The organism is Shinella sp. SUS2 (assembly GCF_001262505.1).
Taxonomy (GTDB): Bacteria; Pseudomonadota; Alphaproteobacteria; order Rhizobiales; family Rhizobiaceae; genus Shinella.
Window position 1 is genome coordinate 173,139 of the sequence record NZ_KQ410732.1, and the last position, 18,950, is coordinate 192,088.

Sequence of the window (18,950 nt, forward strand, 5' to 3'; positions counted from 1 at the left end):
GGCGCACAAGCTGTCATTTTCGTTGCCTGGCGGAAATCCTGTGCGTACCTTTGTCCGAAGAGGGGAAGCCGCATGAAGACGAGCATCACCACAAGCACGACACGCGCCCCGGACCGCAGCCGGCACTGGCACGAGGCCATCGCCTCGGCCTATTTCCCGCTCGACCTGCGTTTCCGTGATCCCGACCGGTTTTCCGGCGACCTGACGACCTGGCAGTTCGGCGACGTCTCGATCTCGCGGCTCACCTCGGATGCCCTGCAATACCACCGCCTGCCGCATCATTTTCGCGCCGCGCGCGACGAGGAGTTTCTGGTGACGGTGCCGGCCAAGGCGGAGGTGTTCTTCTCCCAGTGCGGCAAGGACATCAGATGCCCGCCCGGCGGCTTCTTCCTGGAGCGCAGCAGCGAGCCCTACCAGTTCAGCCATGCCGAGCCGGCGGACATGTGGGTGCTGAAGGTGGAGGGCGATGCGCTGGCGGGCCGCATGCGCGCGCCCGATCGCTTCTGCACCCTGCAATTCGAGGCGGACAACGGGGCGGGCGGCCTCTTCACCGACATGCTGCATCTCCTGCCGGCGCGTTTCGACGGCATGACGCAGGAGGCGCGTATCACGGTCGGCCGGCAGCTTGTCGACCTGCTCGTTCTGGCGATCAAGGCGGACGACCGGGTGCTGGTCTCGGGCAATTCCACCGTGCGCGGCGCCCATCTCGCCCGCATCGAAGCGTATGTCCGTGCCAATCTCCAGGACTTTCGCCTGGATCCGGAGCGTATCGCGCGGGCCTGTGGTATCTCCACCCGCTACCTGCACGAACTCTTCCGCGATACGGGGCAGACGGTGCGGAGCTGGATCCGTGACCAGCGGTTGATGGCTTGCCGGGAGGCGCTGGAAGACCCGAACAATGTCGAGACGGCGGCGGAGATCGCCTATCGCTGGGGTTTCGGCGACCAGACGCAGTTTTCCCGCGTCTTCAAGGCTGAGTTCGGCGTGCCGCCGGGCGAATTCCGCGAAAACGCCCGGGCTGGCCGTCTGTCATAGGCTGAAGCGGCTGGAAATTTCCGCCACCGGCTCGCCGTTCCGCACGAGCACGCGGCCACGGCGGATGACGGTGCGTTTTTGCGGCGTCAGCGCCACGGCTTCTGCGAGCGTTCGGGCGGGAACCAGCACGACGTCACCGAAATCGCCATTCGCAAAACCGTAGCCCGAAAGGCCGATGCCTTCGGCGCCGCCGAAGGTGCAGATGCGCATCGTTTCCGCAAGGTCCGCATCGTTGGTCATGCCGTTGCGCTGAGCGAGGTATTTTGCCCGTTCCAGCATGTCGCCATTGCCCCAGGGCTCCCAGGTACCCTGGATGCCGTCCGAGCCGGAGGCGGTCGTGAGGCCGCATTCGCGCATCAGGCGCAGCGGCAGGGCAGGCGCCGCGGGGCTGCCGACCGTCATGACAGAAATGTTTTCCGCTGCCATTGCCTCGATCAGCGCGCGCTGGCGGGCCGGATCCAGCATGCCGAGGCAATAGGCGTGGCTGACCATGACGCGGCCCTGCATGGCGAGCGCCCGCGTCCGCTCGACGATCAGTTCGAGGCAGAAGGCGCCGAGATCGCCGGGTTCGTGCAGGTGGATGTCGATCGGCTTTCCGTAACGCTCCGCGAGGGCGAAAATTTCGTCGAGATGGCGCACCGGATCGCGGTCGATGGTGGCGGGATCGATGCCGCCGACGATATCGGCTCCGGCCCGCATCGCGGCGTCCATCAGGTCCAGCGTGCCCGCGCGCGGCAGCATGCCGCTCTGCGGGAAGGCGACGATCTGCACGTCCACGAGATCGCGCACCGCCTCGCGGGTTTCGATGACACCCTCGATATTGGCGGTGCCGATCTCCGTATCGACGTCGATATGGCTGCGGATGTGCAGCACGCCGTATTTCAGTGTCTGGAGAACCTGGCGGGCGGATTGGCGACGGGCGTTGATGCCGAGGTCGCGCTTGGCCTTGCGGTCGGCGAGGATGCGGTCGTTGCGGTTCGGGCCGATGCGGTTCTCGAACCAGTCCATGCCGATCAGCGTCTTGTCGAGATGAGTATGGGCTTCGACGAGGCCGGGAAGCGCGATGAAACCGGCGGCGTCGATCACCTCTGCCGGCGGCTGATCGCCGGGCGGGCTGAAGTGGCCGTCGCGGATGACGAGATCGACCGGTGCGCCGCCGAGGGGGCGGGCATTGCGGATGAGAAGGTTTTGGGTCATGGCGGTCTCCCCTTCCGGCATCAGGCGAGGCCGGCGCGGTGCATGGCGAGGCGATAAGCTCTTTCGGCGCGGTCGAGGATCGCGGCCTCGTCGGCCTGCACCAGTTTACGCCCGCGCATCAGGATGCGGCCTCCGACGATCGTCGTGTCGACATCCGCGCCGTTGGCGAAGCGCGCGAGGCGCTGCATCGGATCGACCGGCGGCCAGAGATGCGGCTGACGCATGTTGACAAGGAGAATGTCGGCGCGCTTGCCGACCTCCAGCGAGCCGATCTCGTCTTCCATGCCGAGCGCCCGGGCGCCCTCGATCGTCGCCATTTCGAGAAGCTGTTGCGGCGGCAGCACGGCGTCGTCGCGAAAATGCCGGGCGTGGTAGCGGTGCGCCTGGAACATGTTGCGGAACATGTCGAAGGAGCGGTCGGGCGCGGCGGCATCGGTGCCGAGCGAGACGGTGACACCGTCCTCCATCAGCTCCGGCGCCGGGCAGCGGCCGGAAACCGACATCAGCGCGCTCGGATTGTGCGCCACCTTGGCGCCGGTACGCTTCAGCACGGCGCGGTCCTCGTCGGTGAGGTCGATGCAGTGGGCGAGCAGCGAACGGGTGTCGAAGAGGTCGAGGCTGGCGTCGTTGGCGGCGATCGAGCCGTCACGGTGGCCGTCCTGCACCAGGAGCACGCCCTTTTCCCGGGCAAGGTCGCGCGCCTTCAGGCAAAGGGCGCGCACGGCGGGGTCTTGGAGGTCGCATGCATCGAAGACCGGCAGCGAGACGGCGAGCCGTACCCGGTCATTGCGGCTGGCCCAGGCATCGATCAGGGCCGTGCACACCTTCAGTTGTGTATCCGGTAAAACAGCGATTTCGTCATACGATTTGGCGTTGTATCTTCGGTAGATGCTCTTTGCCGAGAGCCGGTTGGGGCCGATGGCCAGCACTTCCCGCAGTCCCATTTCGGCGATAACGGCAAGATGCGCGTCGGCGGCGTCCGGCGCTTCGGTGCGCATGATATCCGGCCCGCCGCCGAAGAGGAGAGCGGCGGTGGTCGTGCCGCATTTGATGCGTTCCGCGGCTGAAAGCGCTGCTTCCGCTGCCCAGAATTCCGCATCCGTCGCCTCGGCGTAGACCCGGCCGGTGATCGCCATCCAGTCTTCTGAATCCCCGCCCAGACCCTTGGTCAGCATGTGTCCGGCGTGAGCATGGGTGTCGATCAGCCCCGGCATGACAACCATGCCGGCGGCGTCGATGCGAGACGTTTCGGGCGGCATGGCAGGCACATCCGCGCCGATGGCGGCGATCCGCCCGTCACGCACCAGCAGGGATGCCCCCTCCAGCACTCTTCGGCCGGCATCCATGGCGAGGATCACGCCATTTTCGATCAGCAATGTGTCGGTCACTCAAAATCCTCCTAAATTGGATACAATTTTTGCATATAGTGTGTGCAAATTCTAGCACTGGTATCTTGATATTCCATTTTCATTATGTACAGTCATATTCGGAGTGATCGTATGCAAAAATAGTATGGTATGCATACAAATCTGGGAGAATCCGCATGAAGACCTATGTGAAAACCCTGCTGGCGGGGCTGGCCATGCTGGCGCCGCTTTCCGTACCTGCCCTTGCCGAGACGCTGCGCTGGGCGTCGTCCGGTGATGTCATTTCCTACGACCCGAATGCGCAGGTCGACAGCTTTACCCAGAGCGTGCACCACATGGTGTTCGACCCGCTGGTGCGGCGGAACAAGGAGCTGAAGCTGGAGCCGGCGCTCGCCACCTCCTGGGAGGTCATCGAGCCGACGCGCTGGCGCTTCAAGCTGCGCCAGGGCGTGAAGTACCATGAAGGCCAGCCCTTCAATGCCGACGACGTGGTGGCGACGATCCAGCGCCAGATCGATCCCGGCGCGCGCAACCGCGAAAATCTCTCCACCGTTACCGGCGTCGAGAAGGTGGACGACTATACCGTCGATCTCATCCTGCGCGGCCCCTATCCGCTGCTTCTCAACGACCTCGCCGCCATCTACATCATGAGCAAGCCCTGGATGGAGGAGCATGATGCGCTGAAGCCGGGCAACGCGTCGACGGGCGTCGTCACCTATGCGAGCAACCACGCCAACGGCACGGGCGCCTTCAAGCTGAAGAGCTACGAGCCGGATTCCCGCTCGGTCTTCGAGGTGAACAAGGACTGGTGGGACAAGCCCGAGCACAATCTCGACGAGGTGGAGTTCCGCCCGATCGCTTCCGATGCGACGCGTGTTGCCGCGCTGCTGTCCGGTGAAGTCGACATGATCGCGCCGGTGCCGTTGCAGGATGTCGACCGCATCGCCGCCACGGACGGGCTGAAGGTGGCCGAGAATCCGTCGCTGCGCACCATCTTCCTCGTCTTCAGCTACCGGCCAGAGCTTCATGCCGCCCCCGGAAAACCCAACCCGATGCTCGACGTGCGGGTGCGCCAGGCGCTCTGGCATGCCATCGACATGAACACGATCCAGAAGCGCCTGATGCGCGGAAAGTCGCGTATCGCCGCCATGCTCGTCGCCCCTGCCGTCACCGGCTATGACGAAACCATCGACGTGCCGCTGCCCTACGACATCGACAAGGCCAAGGCGCTGCTCGCCGAGGCGGGCTATGCCGATGGCTTCAAGACGGGGCTTGCCTGCCCGAACGATCGCTACATCGCCGACGAGCAGATCTGCCTGGCGATTGCCTCCATGTGGGCGAAGGTCGGCGTCCAGGTGGATCTCAGCGTCGAGAGCAAGACGACCTATTTCCCGCGCACCGACAAGGGCGAGTTCGACACCTATCTGCTCGGCTGGGCCTCGCTGCCGCCAATGGACGGTTTCAGCCCGCTGCAGTCCCTGCTGGCCACCAATGACGGGGTCTTCGGCGGCAGCAATGCGGATGGGTTGTCCAATCCCGAGATTGACAAGCTGGCGCATGCCGCGGCCGTCGAACTCGACGAAGCCAAGCGTGTCGACATGCTGAAGCAGGCCTTCCGCATCACTCATGACCAGGTGCTCTATCTGCCGCTGCACCAGCAGCCCGTCGCCTGGGCGATGAGCACCAAGGTCGACATGCCGCAGTTCCCCGACGAATACGTTCGTCCCTGGTTCGCGAAGGTCAAGAAGTAACGGGTTTCTCCCGAGGCATGGTTCCGGCCGGCGAAAGCGGCCGGGACCATTTCGCAAACCGGTTTGATCCTCCCGGCCTGCCAAGACGGTACGCGGGGAGGCGGGGCGAAGAGCCGGTTCACCGGCGTGTTTCGATGCCGTTCCGGATGCCGGGCCGCTACGGCCGTTTGCCGGAATTGCCCGTGGAGCGCAGGCGCTCCCTAGCAAGGACTATAACGATGCTCAGACTTTTCTCGGTGAGGCTGCTCCAGGCGGTCCTCGTCATGCTGGCCGTGACGGCTATCGCCTTCGTCATGTTCCGCTTCGTCGGCGATCCCGTTGCCTCCATGGTGCGCGAAGGGGCGACCCAGGCGGAAAAGGACGCGCTGCGCGCGGCCCTCGGCCTCGACAAGCCTGTGCTGATGCAGTTCATGGATTTCGTCGGCCAGGTGCTGACAGGGGATCTCGGCACGAGCTTCCGCTACCAGCAGCCCGTCGTGAGCCTGCTGATGAGCCGCCTGCCGGCAACGCTGGAACTGGTGATCGTGGCGACCTTCCTGGCACTCGCCGTCGGCATTCCCCTGGGTGTGCTCTGCGCGCTCAAGCCCAATTCCGTTCTGTCCCGTCTCACCCAGGCGACGACGCTGGTCGGCATTTCCATGCCCACGTTCGTCACCGGCCTGCTGCTGATCCTGGTCTTTGCCGTCAACCTGCGCTGGCTGCCATCCTCCGGCCGAGGCGATCTTGTCGACCTCGGCTTCTGGCAGACGGGCTTCCTCAGTTTCTCGGGCCTGAAATCGCTGATCCTGCCGTCGATCACGCTGGCGCTCTTTCAGCTCACGCTGATCATGCGGCTGGTGCGCTCGGAGATGATCGACGTGCTGTCGTCGGATTACATCCGCTTCGCCTTCGCCCGCGGCCTGCCGCGCGCCTATATCTACGGGCGGCTGGCACTGCGCAACGCGCTGATGCCCGTCGTGACCGTCACCGGCCTGCAGATCGGCCAGCTCATCGCGTTTGCCATCGTCACCGAGACGGTGTTCCAGTGGCCGGGCATGGGCCTGCTCTTCACCAATGCCGTCGGCTATCCCGACGTGCCTGTTCTTGCCGCCTATCTGCTCTTCGTCGGCTTCCTCTTCGTCATGATCAACATGATCGTCGACATCCTCTACACCTTCATGGATCCGCGCCTGAGGACACGATAATGGCCACGCAATCCCTGATGCGCCGGCTGCCGCCGGTTTCCGTGATGATCGCCGGCCTGGTGCTTGCCATCATGCTCGTGCTCGTCCTTTTCGCCCCGCTGATCGCGCCGATGGACCCGCGCGACGTTTCCTCCTACTCGCTGATCGACATGGAGATCCCCCCGGCTTTCATGGAGGGGGGCGATCCGCGCTTCCTGCTGGGCACGGACAACCAGGGCCGCGATCTCGTCTCGGTCATCCTGTTCGGCCTCAGGATCTCCGTCGTCATCGGCCTCGGCGCGGTGCTGTTTGCCGCCGCGTTCGGCGTCGTTCTGGGGCTTGTCGCCGGTTTCTTCGGTGGCCTGGTCGACAATGTGGTGATGCGCATCGCGGATGTGCTGGTCAGCTTCCCGACGATCCTCGTGGCGCTCCTCATCAGCGGCATCGCCCGCGCGCAGCTCAGCGCCGATACGATGCTCGCCTGGGCGCCGCTCGTCCTGATCTTCTCCATCGCGATCAACGAATGGGTGCAATATGCCCGTACGGTCCGCGCCTCGACCATGGTGGAGGTCGCGCGTGACTATGTCCGCGCCGCCAAGGTGATCGGCCTGCCCTCCGGGCGCATCATGGGCCGCCACATCCTGCCGAACGTCATGAGCTCGGTTATGGTCATCGCCACGATCAACCTCGCCGGGGCGATCCTGACGGAGGCGACGCTCTCTTTCCTCGGCGCAGGCATGCCGCCGACCTATCCCTCGCTCGGCACACTGATCCGCATCGGCAACCAGTTCCTGTTCTCCGGCCTCTGGTGGATTGCCGTCATGCCGGCGGCGGTTCTCGTCATCCTCGTGCTCGCCGTCAACGTCATCGGCGACTATCTGCGCGATCGCTTCAACCCGAAACTGATGGCCCGCTAAGATGACCGACACGAAAACCCCCGTCCTCGATATCAAGACGCTCCGCGTCGAGTATCCGCTAGCCAATGGTGATACACTCGTTGCCGTCAAGGACATTGATCTCCGCATCCGCCCCGGCGAGATCCATGCCCTCGTCGGGGAATCCGGCGCCGGCAAGACCACTGTCGGCAACGCACTGATGGGCCTCCTGCAGGCACCCGGCAAGATCGTTTCCGGCTCCATCGCGATTGCCGGCAAACCGATCGACCTTCGCACGGGCCGCACCGAGGGCATCGTGCCCGGCCGTGACGTCGGCGCGATCTTCCAGGACCCGATGACGAGCCTCAACCCGCTCTTCACCGTGGAAAGCCAGCTTTGCGAAGGCATGCTGACGCATCTGAAGCTTTCCCGTGCCGAGGCGAAGGCCCGCGCGCTCGACCTGATGAAAGCCGTCGGCATTCCCGAACCAGAACGCCGGCTCGGCTCCTATCCGCACCAGCTTTCCGGCGGCCAGCGCCAGCGCGTGGTCATCGCAACGGCGCTGGCCTGCGGCCCCCAGCTCCTCGTTGCCGATGAGCCGACGACGGCGCTCGACGTGTCCGTGCAGGCACAAATCCTGAAACTGATCCGCGATCTCGCGGACCAGCGCGGCGTGGGCGTGCTGCTCGTCACGCACAATATGGGTGTCGTCGCCGAAATCGCCGACCGCGTCACCATCATGCAGAACGGTGCCGTCGTGGAAAGCGGCTCGGCCCGCGAGGTGCTGACCGCTCCCAAGGCCCCCTATGCCCGCACGCTGATCGCCGCCGTGCCGCCGATTGAACACCGGCTCGAACGCCTGCCGGTGCCGAGCGAGGAAACGCAGGTGACGCTTGATGCGCGCGCCGCCGTGCGCGCCAAGAGCACGAGCAGCGAGACCGGCAGCCGCGACGACGTGATGCTCTCCGTCAAGAACCTTGCCGTTGAATATGGTGGCCGGTCGCTGATCCCCGGCCGCAAATCCTCCGTCTTCCGCGCGGTGAAAGGCGTTTCTTTCGACGTGCGCCGCGGAGAGATTTTTGGCCTTGTCGGCGAATCCGGCTGCGGTAAGACGACCGTCGCCAACACCATTGCCGGCCTCGTCACTCAGAGTTCCGGCAATATCGACTTCCAGGGCACGGCGCTCGGCGCAAAACGCGAGAAATCCGTGCGCAAGTCCCTGCAGATGGTGTTCCAGGACCCGTATTCGGCGCTCAACCCGCGCTTGCGCATCAACTCGGCTATCGCTGAGCCGATCCTGTTCTACAAGCTCGCCTCCAATGCGGAGGAGGCCCGGCAGGACGCCCGGACGCTGCTGGAAGCGGTCGGATTGCCGGCGGATGCGGGCAGCCGCTTCTCGCACGCCTTTTCCGGCGGCCAGCGCCAGCGCATCGCCATCGCCCGCGCACTCGGCCCGCGCCCGTCGCTCCTGATCTGCGACGAGCCAACCTCGGCGCTCGACGTCTCGGTGCAGGCCCAGCTCCTCAACCTCCTCAAGGACCTGCGCGACCTCGCCGGGCTCTCCATGCTGTTCATCAGCCACGATCTGGCGGTCATCCGCCAGATGTGCGACCGCATCGCGGTGATGAAGTCGGGCGAGATCGTCGAGCTGGCGGAGACCGAGACGCTGTTCACCGCACCACAGCACGACTACACCAAGGAACTGCTGCGCCTCGCGCCCTCGCTCGACCGTATCCTGTCGCGGCAGGCGGCGGAGTAACGTTGCGCTCCGTCCCTTCTCCCCGCTGGGGAGAAGGGAAGATGCTGCACCGGTTCACGTTAAGGCGTCCGTGTGTCAGAGACTGAACCGAACCAATGGAGACCGCCATGGCCGACATCCTCATCAAGAACGGCACCGTCATCGCCATCGATCCGGACCGCCGCATCATCGCCGACGGGGCGGTCGCCATCACCGGTGACCGTATCGTCGCCGTCGGGCCGACCGCCGAGGTGGAGGTCGCGCATCCGGCGGCAGAGGTCATCGATGCGCGCGGTATGGTGATCATGCCGGGCTTCGTCGATGCGCATGCTCATGCCGGCCATGGCCTGATCAAGACGCTCGGTGGCGGGAAGAGCGATCCGTGGTATCAGGCCTGCCGCGGCGCCTATACCGTCGGCTCGACGCCGGATTTCTGGTATGCCGAAGCGCAACTTGCCGCGCTGGAGCGCTTGCGCTTCGGCGTCACGACGGGCGTCTCGCTGCTTGGCGGCGGCGATTCCGTCATGCGCACCGACGAACCGCAATATGGCGATGCCCATATGGAAGGCGTGCTTGGTATCGGAACACGCTCTGTGGTGGCGGTCGGCACGACCCGCCCGCCTCATCCCCTGACCTATGCCCGCTGGCACGGCGAGACACGCATCGACTATCCCGTTTCCTTCGACCAGCAGTTTTCGACCTGCAAGGCGCTTATCGACCGCTGGCACGGCAGCCATGGCGGCCGCCTGCACCTCGCCTTGCTGACGCCCACCTTGCATCAGGGTTATCGGGACACGGCGGGAGCGCAGGAGGCCGTCGCCCAGTCACGTGCCGTCAAGCGCCATGCCGAGGAACGCGGCCTCGTCTTCACCCAGGACGGCCACACCAGCGGCAGTGTGCGCATCGCGCATGAGATCGGGATCCTTGGCCCGCGCACCCTCCTGTCCCATGCAACGGGCCTCGATGCGGAAGAAGTTTCGATCTGCGCCGAGACCGGCACGACCATCGTGCACAATCCGAGCGCCGTTGCCGCTATCTTGGCGCGGTGCCCCGTGCCGGAACTGCTGGATGCGGGTGTCACCGTGGCCATTGGTTCGGATGCGACGGCACCGGATCGTTCGGCCGACATGTTCCGCCACATGCAGCAATGCATGCATTACCACCGCACCCATTTTCACGATCCAAGCTGGCTTCCGCCCGGCAAGGTGCTGGAAATGTGCACCATCGACGCCGCGCGGGTGCTCGGGCTCGAGGCGGAGATCGGCTCGCTCGAGCCGGGCAAGAAGGCCGATGTTATCCTCGTAGACCTGCGCCGCCCGCACCTCTACCCCGCCCACATGCCGGAATTCCGCGTCACCTGTTTTGCCAACGGCAACGACGTGCACACCGTTCTGGTCGATGGCAGGGTGTTGCTGCGCGACCGCAGGCCCGTCCATGTCGATCAGGACGCGGTGCTCGACGCGGCGCAGCGCGAGGCCGAGCGTATGATCGACCGGCTGGATTTGCGTTACGCGCTGGAGACGCCGCGTATGTTCTGGCGCCACAGCCGGGACCTCGACGTGCTCGACTGAACGGCGACGGGGTAGCCGCAAGCAGGCGCGCGCCTTTGGCGCAACATGTCATCCCGCCATCAGGCGTTCGATGCCCGCCCTGAGACGTGAAACGCCCTCGACGATATTGGCACGCGGGATCGAGGAATAGCCCATGCGGAAGTAGCGGCATGGCTGGTCGTTTCTCGGGAAGAACGGCGAGCCGGATTCGACGAGGACGCCGTCCTGGCGAAGTGCGGTGACCAGCCTGTCGGCATCGAGCCCGTTTGGCCCTTCCATCCAGAAGGACGTGCCGCCGAAGGCTGAGGAGCCGACGACCGTCAATCCCTCGCGCTCCAACGCATCGGCCATGAGGACATGGCGCTTGTGGTACTCGGTGCGCATGCGGTGGAGCACGGCGTCATAGTGGCCGAGCGCCAGGAAATAGGCGGCCGTGCGTTGCAGGTGGCCGGGCGGATGGCGCAGCATCAGCGAGCGCAACGCCCGCGCCTCGCGGATGAACGGCGCGGGCGCGACGAGATAGCCGAGGCGAAGCCCCGGAAACAGCGATTTCGAAAAACTGCCGATATAGAGCACGCGCCCGGTGGAATCGAAGGCTTTCAGCGCCGGCGAGGGCGGGGCGAGATAGCTGATCTCGAATTCGTAGTCGTCCTCGACGATGACGAAATCCTTCTCCGCCGCCGCCTGCAAAAGCCGCGTGCGCCGGTCGATCGGCATGGTCGCGCCGGTCGGCGAATGGTGGCTCGGCGTGACGAAGACGGCATCGGTATCGTCGGGCAGCCCATCCGGCGGCAGGCCCTCGCCATCGACGTCGACAGTGGTGACCTTTGCGCCGCTGAGGAGCAGCGAGGCGCTGATATCGGGATGGCACGGGTTTTCACACACCGCGCTGGAGCCCCTGTCGAGGATCAGCCGCGTGACCATCCACAGCGCATTCTGCGCGCCGACGGTGATGAGCACCTCGTCCGGATTGGCATGGATGCCGCGCCGCGGCAGGGTGCGCGAGCAGATGTAATTGACCAGCCGCACGTCGTCGGCCGCCGCAAAATCGCTCGCCATCAGGATGAAATCCTCGCGCGCCAAGGCGCGGCGGGCGCAATCGCGCCAGGCGTTGAGATCGAACAGCGTCGGGTCCATCTGGCCATAGAGGAAAGGGTAGGGATAGCGCCGCCAGTCGAGCGGTTTTGAGACCTGGCGCACCACCTCGAAGCGCATCTTCATCTTGCCCGTCCAATCGACCGGGGCGGAGCCGGCCGAGGGGCGGTCGCCTTCGACGCCGCGTCCCGGCGGATTGCCGGCGATGCGATAGGAGCTGCGGTCGGCGGCCTCGACATAGCCCTGCGACACCAGCTCCTGATAGGCGAGCGTTACCGTGATGCGGGAAATGTTGAGGTAATCGGCAAGCTTGCGGGTGGAGGGCAGGTGCGCGCCGGGCTGCACGCGGCCGGCCAGCACCGCCGAGACCAGCGTTTCGCGCAACTGCGCCTGCAGACCCAGTCCGCTCTCCCGGTCGATGAAGAAAATCGTCTCGGAAACGTTGGTGCGCACGTCTTCCGTCCTCCGCTCCGCCAGTCTGGATCTATTCAACTTCCAAACTGGATATAACGCAAGGCGGACTTCACCCTTATCACTTTCATCAAGAAGACCGGGAGGAAACCGGCTCAAGCACCAATCGATGAGGAGAACGATGATGCTTTTCAAACATTTTCAACGCATGACCGCGACCGCCGGCCTTCTGGCGGGCCTTCTTGCTTCCAGTGCCGCCTATGCGGAAACCAATCTGGTCGTCGGCTATCAGCAGATCGTCGGCCCGTTCGTCGCCGCCATCGCCGACGGCCGTTTCGACGCGGCGGCCAAGGAGGTCGGTTACACGATCGACTGGCGCCAGTTCTCGTCGGCCGGCGACATCACCACGGCGCTCGCCTCCGGCGACGTGCCGATCGGCGTGCTCGGCTCGACCGGCACGGCGGCGGCCGCGACCCGCGGCGTCGAGCTGCAACTGTTCTGGATCCTCGACAACATCGGCAAGTCCGAGGCGCTGGTCGCCCGCGATGGCTCGGGCATCGAGACACCCGCCGACCTCAAGGGCAAGAAGGTCGCCGTGCCCTTCGTCTCGACCTCGCATTTCCACCTTCTGGTCGGCATGAGCAAGGTGTGGAACGTCGATCCGCGCGAGGTGGAGATTTTGAACCTGAAGCCGCCGCAGATCGTCGCCGCCTGGCAGCGCGGCGATATCGACGCCGCCTATGTCTGGCCGCCGGCGCTCTCGGAAATCCTCAAGACCGGCAAGGCGATCTCGGACAGCGAGGTCATCGGCGCGGCCAGCGTGCCGACCTTCGACGGGCTGGTGGTCGACAAGGCCTGGGCGGCGGAGAACCCCAAGCTGATGGAGGCCTTCACCAAGGTTCTCGCCGAATCCTATGCCGACTACAACGCCAACAAGACGAAGTGGACGGTGGACTCGCCCGAGGTACAGGGTATCGTCAAGCTGATCGGCGGCGACGGGCCGAGCACGGTGGAGGCGCTGGGGCTGCTCTCCTTCCCCAATGCGGACGAACAGGCCTCCGACACCTGGCTCGGCGGCGGGGCGACGCGGGCGCTCACCGAAAGCGCCAAATTCCTCGTCGAGCAGAAGCAGATCGGCAAGTCGCTCGACGATTATACGCCCTTCGTCAATGCGGATTTCGCCGCGGCGGCGGCGAAGTAACCATCCGTCGATGGCGCACCGGCCGGTGGAGCGGCCGGTGCTGCCATCTTCGCTTAGAGACGTGATCGAGGTGCAGGGAGGCATTTCTCATGGAAACACTCAGCGTCAGGAACATCAGTCTGACCTATCCGGGCTTGTACTCGGACCAGGCGGTGATCGCCCTGAAAGGCGTCAATCTGACCATCAAGAGCGGCGATTTCGTCGTCGCGCTCGGCGCTTCGGGCTGCGGAAAGACCACGCTGCTCAACCTGATGGCGGGCTTCATGGCCCCCTCTGAGGGTGATATCTCGCTGGGCAATCACCGGGTCAACGGTCCCGGCGCCGAGCGCGGCGTGGTGTTCCAGAAACATGCTCTTCTGCCCTGGCTCAACGTCATCGAGAACACCGAATTCGGCCTGAAGCTGCGCGGCGTCGACAAGGCGGAGCGGCGGGAGATCGCGACGAAAAACCTCGCCCTCGTCGGCTTGCAGGATTTCCACCGTCACATGATCTATCATCTCTCCGGCGGCATGCAGCAGCGCGTCGGCATTGCGCGGGCGCTGACCTGCGACCCCGCCATGCTTTTGATGGACGAGCCGATGGCGGCGCTTGACGCGCTGACGCGCGAGACCATCCAGGAACTGCTGCTGGAGGTCTGGCAGCTCACCAACAAGATGTTCTTCTTCATCACGCACAGCGTCGAGGAGGCGCTGTTCCTCGGTTCGCGGCTGATCGTCATGTCGCCGCGCCCGGGCCGCATCCCCCATCCCTACGAGCTTGATTTCAACCGCCGTTTCCTCGCCGAAGGCAATGCCCGCGCGATCAAGTCGAGCCCGGAATTCATCCGCATGCGCGAGGAAGTGCTCGGCATCATCTATGGCGACGAACGTGCGTCCGGCAACCCGGAGGTGGCCCATGCTTGACAGAGTGACACGGGCCAAGCCCGCCAAGGCCGGCAAGATTTTTGGCGCGCCGGGCGACGGCAGCAGCGGCCTGATCAGCTTCGTGACGGCGGCCGTGCTCGTCGCAATGTGGTTCCTCGTGACGGAGTCCGGCTGGGTCAAACCGCTCTTCCTGCCCTCGCCGCTGTCCGTCTGGGACAAGTTCTGGCTGGCGATGACGGAGGGCGTTTCGAACTCGACGCTGGCGCAGCACACGCTGGCCAGCATCGGCCGCGTCTTCGGCGCCTTCCTGCTGGCGCTGGTCACGGCCGTGCCGATCGGCATCCTGATGGGCGTCAACCGCTTCGTGCGCGGCTTGTTCGATCCGATCATCGAATTCTACCGCCCGCTGCCGCCGCTCGCCTACCTGCCGCTGGTCATCATCTGGCTCGGCATCGGTGAATTCCCCAAGGTCTTCCTGATTTATCTGGCGATCTTCGCGCCGATGGCGATTGCCGCAAGGGCAGGGGTGCGTTCGGTCTCGACGGAGCAGATCCATGCGGCCTATGCGATGGGCGCCACCCGCGGGCAGGTCATCAGCCAGGTCATCATGAAGGCCGCCCTGCCGGAAATCTTTACCGGCATGCGCATCGGCATCGGCGTCGGCTGGACGACCCTTGTCGCGGCCGAAATGGTCGCCGCGAACCGCGGCCTCGGCTTCATGGTGCTCAATGCGGCGGAAAACCTCGAAAGCGACACGGTCATCATGGGCATCTTCATCATCGGCCTCTTCGCCTTCGCCTTCGATCTGCTCATCCGCTACCTCGAAAAGACGCTGATCCCCTGGAAGGGGCGCATCTGACCAGCGGCGACCAGAGCAATTCCAGCAAAAGTGCGCAGCGGTTTTGCGTCCGGAATTGCGGAAAAACAAAGAGATAGAGCGTTTTAGCGATTCGAAGAAAAGCGGAAATGCTCTAGCCCCGACACTTCATTTCCCCGGCCGTGGCGGCCTTTCAAAGACGGCGTTTCCCGTCTCCGGCGAAGCCATGCCTTGCGACAAAGGACAGGACGATGACACTCACCGCAACCGATCTCAAAAGCGTGTTCGATGCCTTCAACCGGCATGACGTCGACGGGGTCATGCGTTTCTTCGCCGAGGACTGCGTGTTCAACGCGGTCGGCGGCCCTGATGTCTACGGCACCCGGATCGAAGGCGCTGCGGCGATCGCCGACGCCTTCAGCGGCGTCTGGAAGGCGATGCCGGATGCCGAATGGGGCAACCACAGCCATTTCGTCAGCGGCGATCGCGGCGTCTCCGAATGGACCTTTTCCGGCACGGCCGCCGATGGCAGCCGCATCGAGGCGGAGGGCTGCGACCTCTTCACCTTCGAAAACGGCAAGATCGTCCGCAAGCAGGCGTTCCGCAAGAACCGGCCGGTTCTGCAGCCTCGCTACTGAGGGATGGGAGGCAAGGCCATGCAGATGCGCACCATCCCCCCAAAAACCGGCAGGGCGCCGTTCGATCCCGCCTATGATCCCGAACATGCCAAAAGCCCCGGCACCGGCAAGGACTACGCGCCGACCTACTGGATCGGCACCGCCGGCCCGGAGCCGGAAGACGACGGCCCGGTCACGCGCGATATCGATGTCGACGTCGCCATCATCGGCTCCGGCTATACCGGCCTGTCCTGCGCCATCCATCTTGCCCGCGAGCACGGCATCAAGGCGACGGTGCTGGAGGCAAACGGCGTTGCCTGGGGATGCAGCACCCGCAACGGCGGGCAGGCGCAGATTTCCGCCGGCCGCCTGAAGCGCTCGCAATGGATCGCCCGCTGGGGCGTCGATGTCGCAAAGCGCATGCATGCGGAAATCTCCGAGGGTTTCGACCTGTTCCGTTCGCTGGTTCGCGAGCCTGACATCGATTGCGATCCGCAGGACGGCGGCCATCTCTACATTGCGCACCGCGACAAGGTCCTGCCGAACCTCGAAAACGAGGCCCGCGTCCTCAACGACACCTTTGGCTACCGCGCCCGCATGGTCTCGCGCGAAGAGATCCACAGCGATTTCGTCCGCGATGCGGAAGCCCGCGGTGCGATGTACGAGCCTGACGGCATGGGCATCCACGCCGCGAAGCTCGCCTTCGGCTATCTCCGGCTGGCGCGGCGCCTCGGTGCGACGGTGCACACGTCGAGCCCGGTGCTCGACTGCACGGCGAAGGGCGGCGTGCATTATCTACGGACGCCGGGCGGCACGGTGCGCGCCCGCGCGGTCTGCATCGCCACGGCGGGCTACACCTCGCCCGGCATGAATACGCTGACGAAACACCGGCTGATGCCGATCCTGTCGAATTCGGTGGTCACACGACCGCTGACGGCGGGCGAGCAGGAGACGCTGAACTTCAAGGCGCTGATACCGCTGACCGATACGCGCACGCTCCGCCACTACTATCGCATGCTGCCGGACGGCCGGGTGCAGATCGGCAGCCGCAGCGCCATCACCGGGCGCGACGCCACCAACCCGAAACATCTCGCGCTGCTGCTGGAGGGGCTCTACCGCAAGTTCCCGATCCTGCGCGGCATCGAGATCGACTATTCCTGGTGGGGCTGGGTCGATGTCAGCCACGACATGATGCCGCGCATCTTCCAGCCGGACCCCGCGCAAAAGCTGTTCTACGCCATGGGCTATGGCGGCAACGGCGTCATGTATTCGGCGCAGGCCGGGCGTCGCATGGCGCAAATGGTCGCCGGCAAGGGCGCCGGCCTCAACCTTCCGATCTTCACCTCGCCGCTGCCGAGCCACGGGCTTCTCACCCCGTTCCGCCGGCTCGGCCAGTGGGGCATGTACCGCTGGTACTACCTGCGCGACGAAATCCTCTAACCAATTGAAATCAGAAAGGGAACACGCCATGAAAATGACCACCGAGGAAGCCTTCGTCAAGGTTCTGCAGATGCATGGCCTCGAACATGCCTTCGGCATCATCGGCTCGGCCATGATGCCGGTATCGGACCTGTTTCCGAAGGCCGGCATCAAATTCTGGGACTGCGCGCACGAGACCAATGCCGGCATGATGGCCGACGGTTTCAGCCGCGCGACGGGCACCATGTCGATCGCCATCGGCCAGAACGGCCCGGGCGTTACCGGCTTCATCACGGCGATCAAGACCGCCTACTGGAACCACACGCCGCTCCTGATGGTGACGCCCCAGGCAGCCAACAAGACGATCGGCCAGGGCGGCTTCCAGGAAGTCGACCAGATGGCGATGTTCAAGGAGATGGTCTGCTACCAGGAGGAGGTGCGCGATCCCTCGCGCATTCCCGAAGTGCTGAACCGCGTCATCGAAAAGGCCTGGCGCGGCTGCGCCCCGGCGCAGATCAACATTCCGCGCGACTACTGGACCCAGCTGATCGACGTCGACCTGCCCGCCATCGTGCGCTTCGAGCGCCCGGCCGGCGGCCCGCAGGCGATTTCCGAGGCGGCAAAACTGCTGTCGGAAGCGAAATTCCCGGTCATCCTCAACGGTGCTGGCGTCGTCATCGGCGGGGCGATCGGCGCGTCCATGAAGCTCGCCGAACGGCTGGATGCGCCGGTGTGCTGCGGCTACCAGCACAACGACGCTTTCCCGGGCAGCCATCGCCTCTCCGTCGGTCCGCTCGGTTATAACGGCTCGAAGGCGGCGATGGAGCTGATCTCCAAGGCCGATGTCGTGCTGGCGCTCGGCACGCGGCTCAATCCCTTCTCGACCTTGCCGGGCTACGGCATCGACTACTGGCCGAAGAACGCCGCGATCATTCAGGTTGACATCAACGCCGACCGCATCGGCCTCACCAAGAAGGTGACCGTCGGCATCTGCGGCGACGCCAAGCAGGTCGCCGGCCAGATCCTGGAACAGCTCTCCCCCTCCGCCGGCGATGCCGGGCGCGAGGCGCGTAAGGCCGCCATTCACCAGACCCGCTCGGCCTGGCAGCAGCAGCTCTCCTCGATGGACCACGAGGACGACGATGTCGGCACGGAATGGAACGAGAGCGCCCGCTCGCGCGAGCCGAACCGCATGTCGCCGCGCCAGGCCTGGCGGGCGATCCAGGCCGCGCTGCCGAAGGAGGCGATCGTCTCCACCGACATCGGCAACAATTGCGCGATCGGCAATGCCTATCCGACCTTCGAGGCGGGCCGGAAATATCTGGCGCCCGGCATGTTCGGCCCCTGTGGCTACGGCTTCCCGTCGATCGTCGGCGCCAAGATCGGTTGCCCGGATATGCCGGTCGTCGGTTTTGCCGGCGATGGCGCCTTCGGCATCTCGATGAACGAGATGGGTTCGATCGGCCGCGAGGGCTGGCCGGCGATCACCATGGTGATCTTCCGCAACTATCAATGGGGTGCGGAAAAGCGCAACACGACGCTGTGGTATTCCAACAACTTCGTCGGCACGGAGCTGAACCCCAATCTCAGCTACGCCAAGGTGGCCGAGGGCTGCGGGCTGAAGGGCGTCGCCGTCGATACGCCGGCGGCCCTCACCGAGGCGCTGGCAAATGCCATCGCCGACCAGAAGCGCGGCGTGACGACCTTCGTCGAGGTCATCCTTAACCAGGAACTCGGCGAACCCTTCCGGCGTGATGCGATGAAGAAGCCGGTGCCGGTTGCCGGCATCGAGCGCGCCGACATGCGCCCGCAGAAGCGGGCCTGATCCTCCCCGACCCATGTCCCGCCCGG

The 18,950-nt window shown here is 64.9% G+C and carries 15 protein-coding genes; 12 read left to right on the plus strand and 3 right to left on the minus strand.

Annotation, left to right across the window (positions count from 1 at the left end; genetic code table 11):
• Positions 1 to 72 precede the first annotated feature (72 nt).
• Positions 73 to 1,035, plus strand: coding sequence for an AraC-like ligand-binding domain-containing protein (locus AKG11_RS17005; RefSeq protein WP_050744728.1), 963 nt, complete (start codon positions 73 to 75; stop codon positions 1,033 to 1,035).
• Here the strand turns inward: AKG11_RS17005 and AKG11_RS17010 are convergent.
• Positions 1,030 to 2,232: an amidohydrolase gene (locus AKG11_RS17010; protein ID WP_050744729.1), complete on the minus strand. Its 1,203-nt coding sequence runs from the start codon at positions 2,230 to 2,232 to the stop codon at positions 1,030 to 1,032. The two genes, AKG11_RS17005 and AKG11_RS17010, sit on opposite strands and share 6 nt — an antisense overlap.
• Before the next feature lie 20 nt (positions 2,233 to 2,252).
• The gene (locus tag AKG11_RS17015; protein ID WP_050744730.1) at positions 2,253 to 3,620 is read right to left on the minus strand and encodes an amidohydrolase family protein; all 1,368 of its coding nucleotides are present in this window, start codon (positions 3,618 to 3,620) and stop codon (positions 2,253 to 2,255) included.
• A 155-nt stretch (positions 3,621 to 3,775) separates the two neighbouring features.
• Between AKG11_RS17015 and AKG11_RS17020 the strand changes: the two genes are divergently transcribed.
• The 5 genes from AKG11_RS17020 (at position 3,776) to AKG11_RS17040 (ending at position 10,697) form a co-directional block, all read left to right on the plus strand.
• Positions 3,776 to 5,350: an ABC transporter substrate-binding protein gene (locus tag AKG11_RS17020; RefSeq protein ID WP_050744731.1), complete on the plus strand. Its 1,575-nt coding sequence runs from the start codon at positions 3,776 to 3,778 to the stop codon at positions 5,348 to 5,350.
• A 218-nt stretch (positions 5,351 to 5,568) separates the two neighbouring features.
• Positions 5,569 to 6,534 carry an ABC transporter permease gene (locus tag AKG11_RS17025; protein WP_050744732.1) on the plus strand — a complete coding sequence of 322 codons (966 nt, stop codon included), beginning with the start codon at positions 5,569 to 5,571 and terminating at the stop codon, positions 6,532 to 6,534.
• On the plus strand, positions 6,534 to 7,430 hold the full coding sequence (locus AKG11_RS17030) for an ABC transporter permease (RefSeq protein WP_050744733.1): 897 nt from the start codon (positions 6,534 to 6,536) through the stop codon (positions 7,428 to 7,430). Before AKG11_RS17025 ends, AKG11_RS17030 begins: the two co-directional genes overlap by 1 nt.
• Before the next feature lies 1 nt (position 7,431).
• Complete coding sequence (locus tag AKG11_RS17035) at positions 7,432 to 9,147, plus strand: dipeptide ABC transporter ATP-binding protein (protein ID WP_050744734.1); 1,716 nt, start codon at positions 7,432 to 7,434, stop codon at positions 9,145 to 9,147.
• A 107-nt stretch (positions 9,148 to 9,254) separates the two neighbouring features.
• Complete coding sequence (locus AKG11_RS17040; protein WP_050744967.1) at positions 9,255 to 10,697, plus strand: amidohydrolase family protein; 1,443 nt, start codon at positions 9,255 to 9,257, stop codon at positions 10,695 to 10,697.
• 48 nt (positions 10,698 to 10,745) lie between these two features.
• On the opposite strand, the gene AKG11_RS17045 is transcribed toward AKG11_RS17040, so the two are convergent.
• Positions 10,746 to 12,224 (minus strand): MocR-like pyridoxine biosynthesis transcription factor PdxR, encoded by a 1,479-nt coding sequence (locus tag AKG11_RS17045; RefSeq protein ID WP_050744735.1) that lies wholly within the window; start codon positions 12,222 to 12,224, stop codon positions 10,746 to 10,748.
• A gap of 139 nt (positions 12,225 to 12,363) precedes the next feature.
• On the opposite strand from AKG11_RS17045, the gene tauA reads away from it, so the two are divergent.
• The 6 genes from tauA to xsc all read left to right on the plus strand — a co-directional run bounded on the left by tauA (position 12,364) and on the right by xsc (position 18,924).
• Positions 12,364 to 13,383, plus strand: a complete 1,020-nt coding sequence (gene tauA, locus AKG11_RS17050) for a taurine ABC transporter substrate-binding protein (protein WP_037408629.1) — start codon at positions 12,364 to 12,366, stop codon at positions 13,381 to 13,383.
• 89 nt (positions 13,384 to 13,472) lie between these two features.
• Positions 13,473 to 14,285: a taurine ABC transporter ATP-binding protein gene (locus AKG11_RS17055; protein WP_050744736.1), complete on the plus strand. Its 813-nt coding sequence runs from the start codon at positions 13,473 to 13,475 to the stop codon at positions 14,283 to 14,285.
• A complete protein-coding gene (locus AKG11_RS17060) occupies positions 14,278 to 15,105 on the plus strand; it encodes an ABC transporter permease subunit (RefSeq protein ID WP_023513816.1) in 828 nt (275 codons plus the stop codon). Before AKG11_RS17055 ends, AKG11_RS17060 begins: the two co-directional genes overlap by 8 nt.
• A gap of 209 nt (positions 15,106 to 15,314) precedes the next feature.
• Positions 15,315 to 15,701: a nuclear transport factor 2 family protein gene (locus tag AKG11_RS17065; RefSeq protein ID WP_050744737.1), complete on the plus strand. Its 387-nt coding sequence runs from the start codon at positions 15,315 to 15,317 to the stop codon at positions 15,699 to 15,701.
• A gap of 18 nt (positions 15,702 to 15,719) precedes the next feature.
• Positions 15,720 to 17,120 (plus strand): NAD(P)/FAD-dependent oxidoreductase, encoded by a 1,401-nt coding sequence (locus tag AKG11_RS17070; protein ID WP_088016458.1) that lies wholly within the window; start codon positions 15,720 to 15,722, stop codon positions 17,118 to 17,120.
• A gap of 28 nt (positions 17,121 to 17,148) precedes the next feature.
• A complete protein-coding gene (gene xsc, locus AKG11_RS17075; RefSeq protein ID WP_050744738.1) occupies positions 17,149 to 18,924 on the plus strand; it encodes a sulfoacetaldehyde acetyltransferase in 1,776 nt (591 codons plus the stop codon).
• Positions 18,925 to 18,950: the final 26 nt, after the last annotated feature.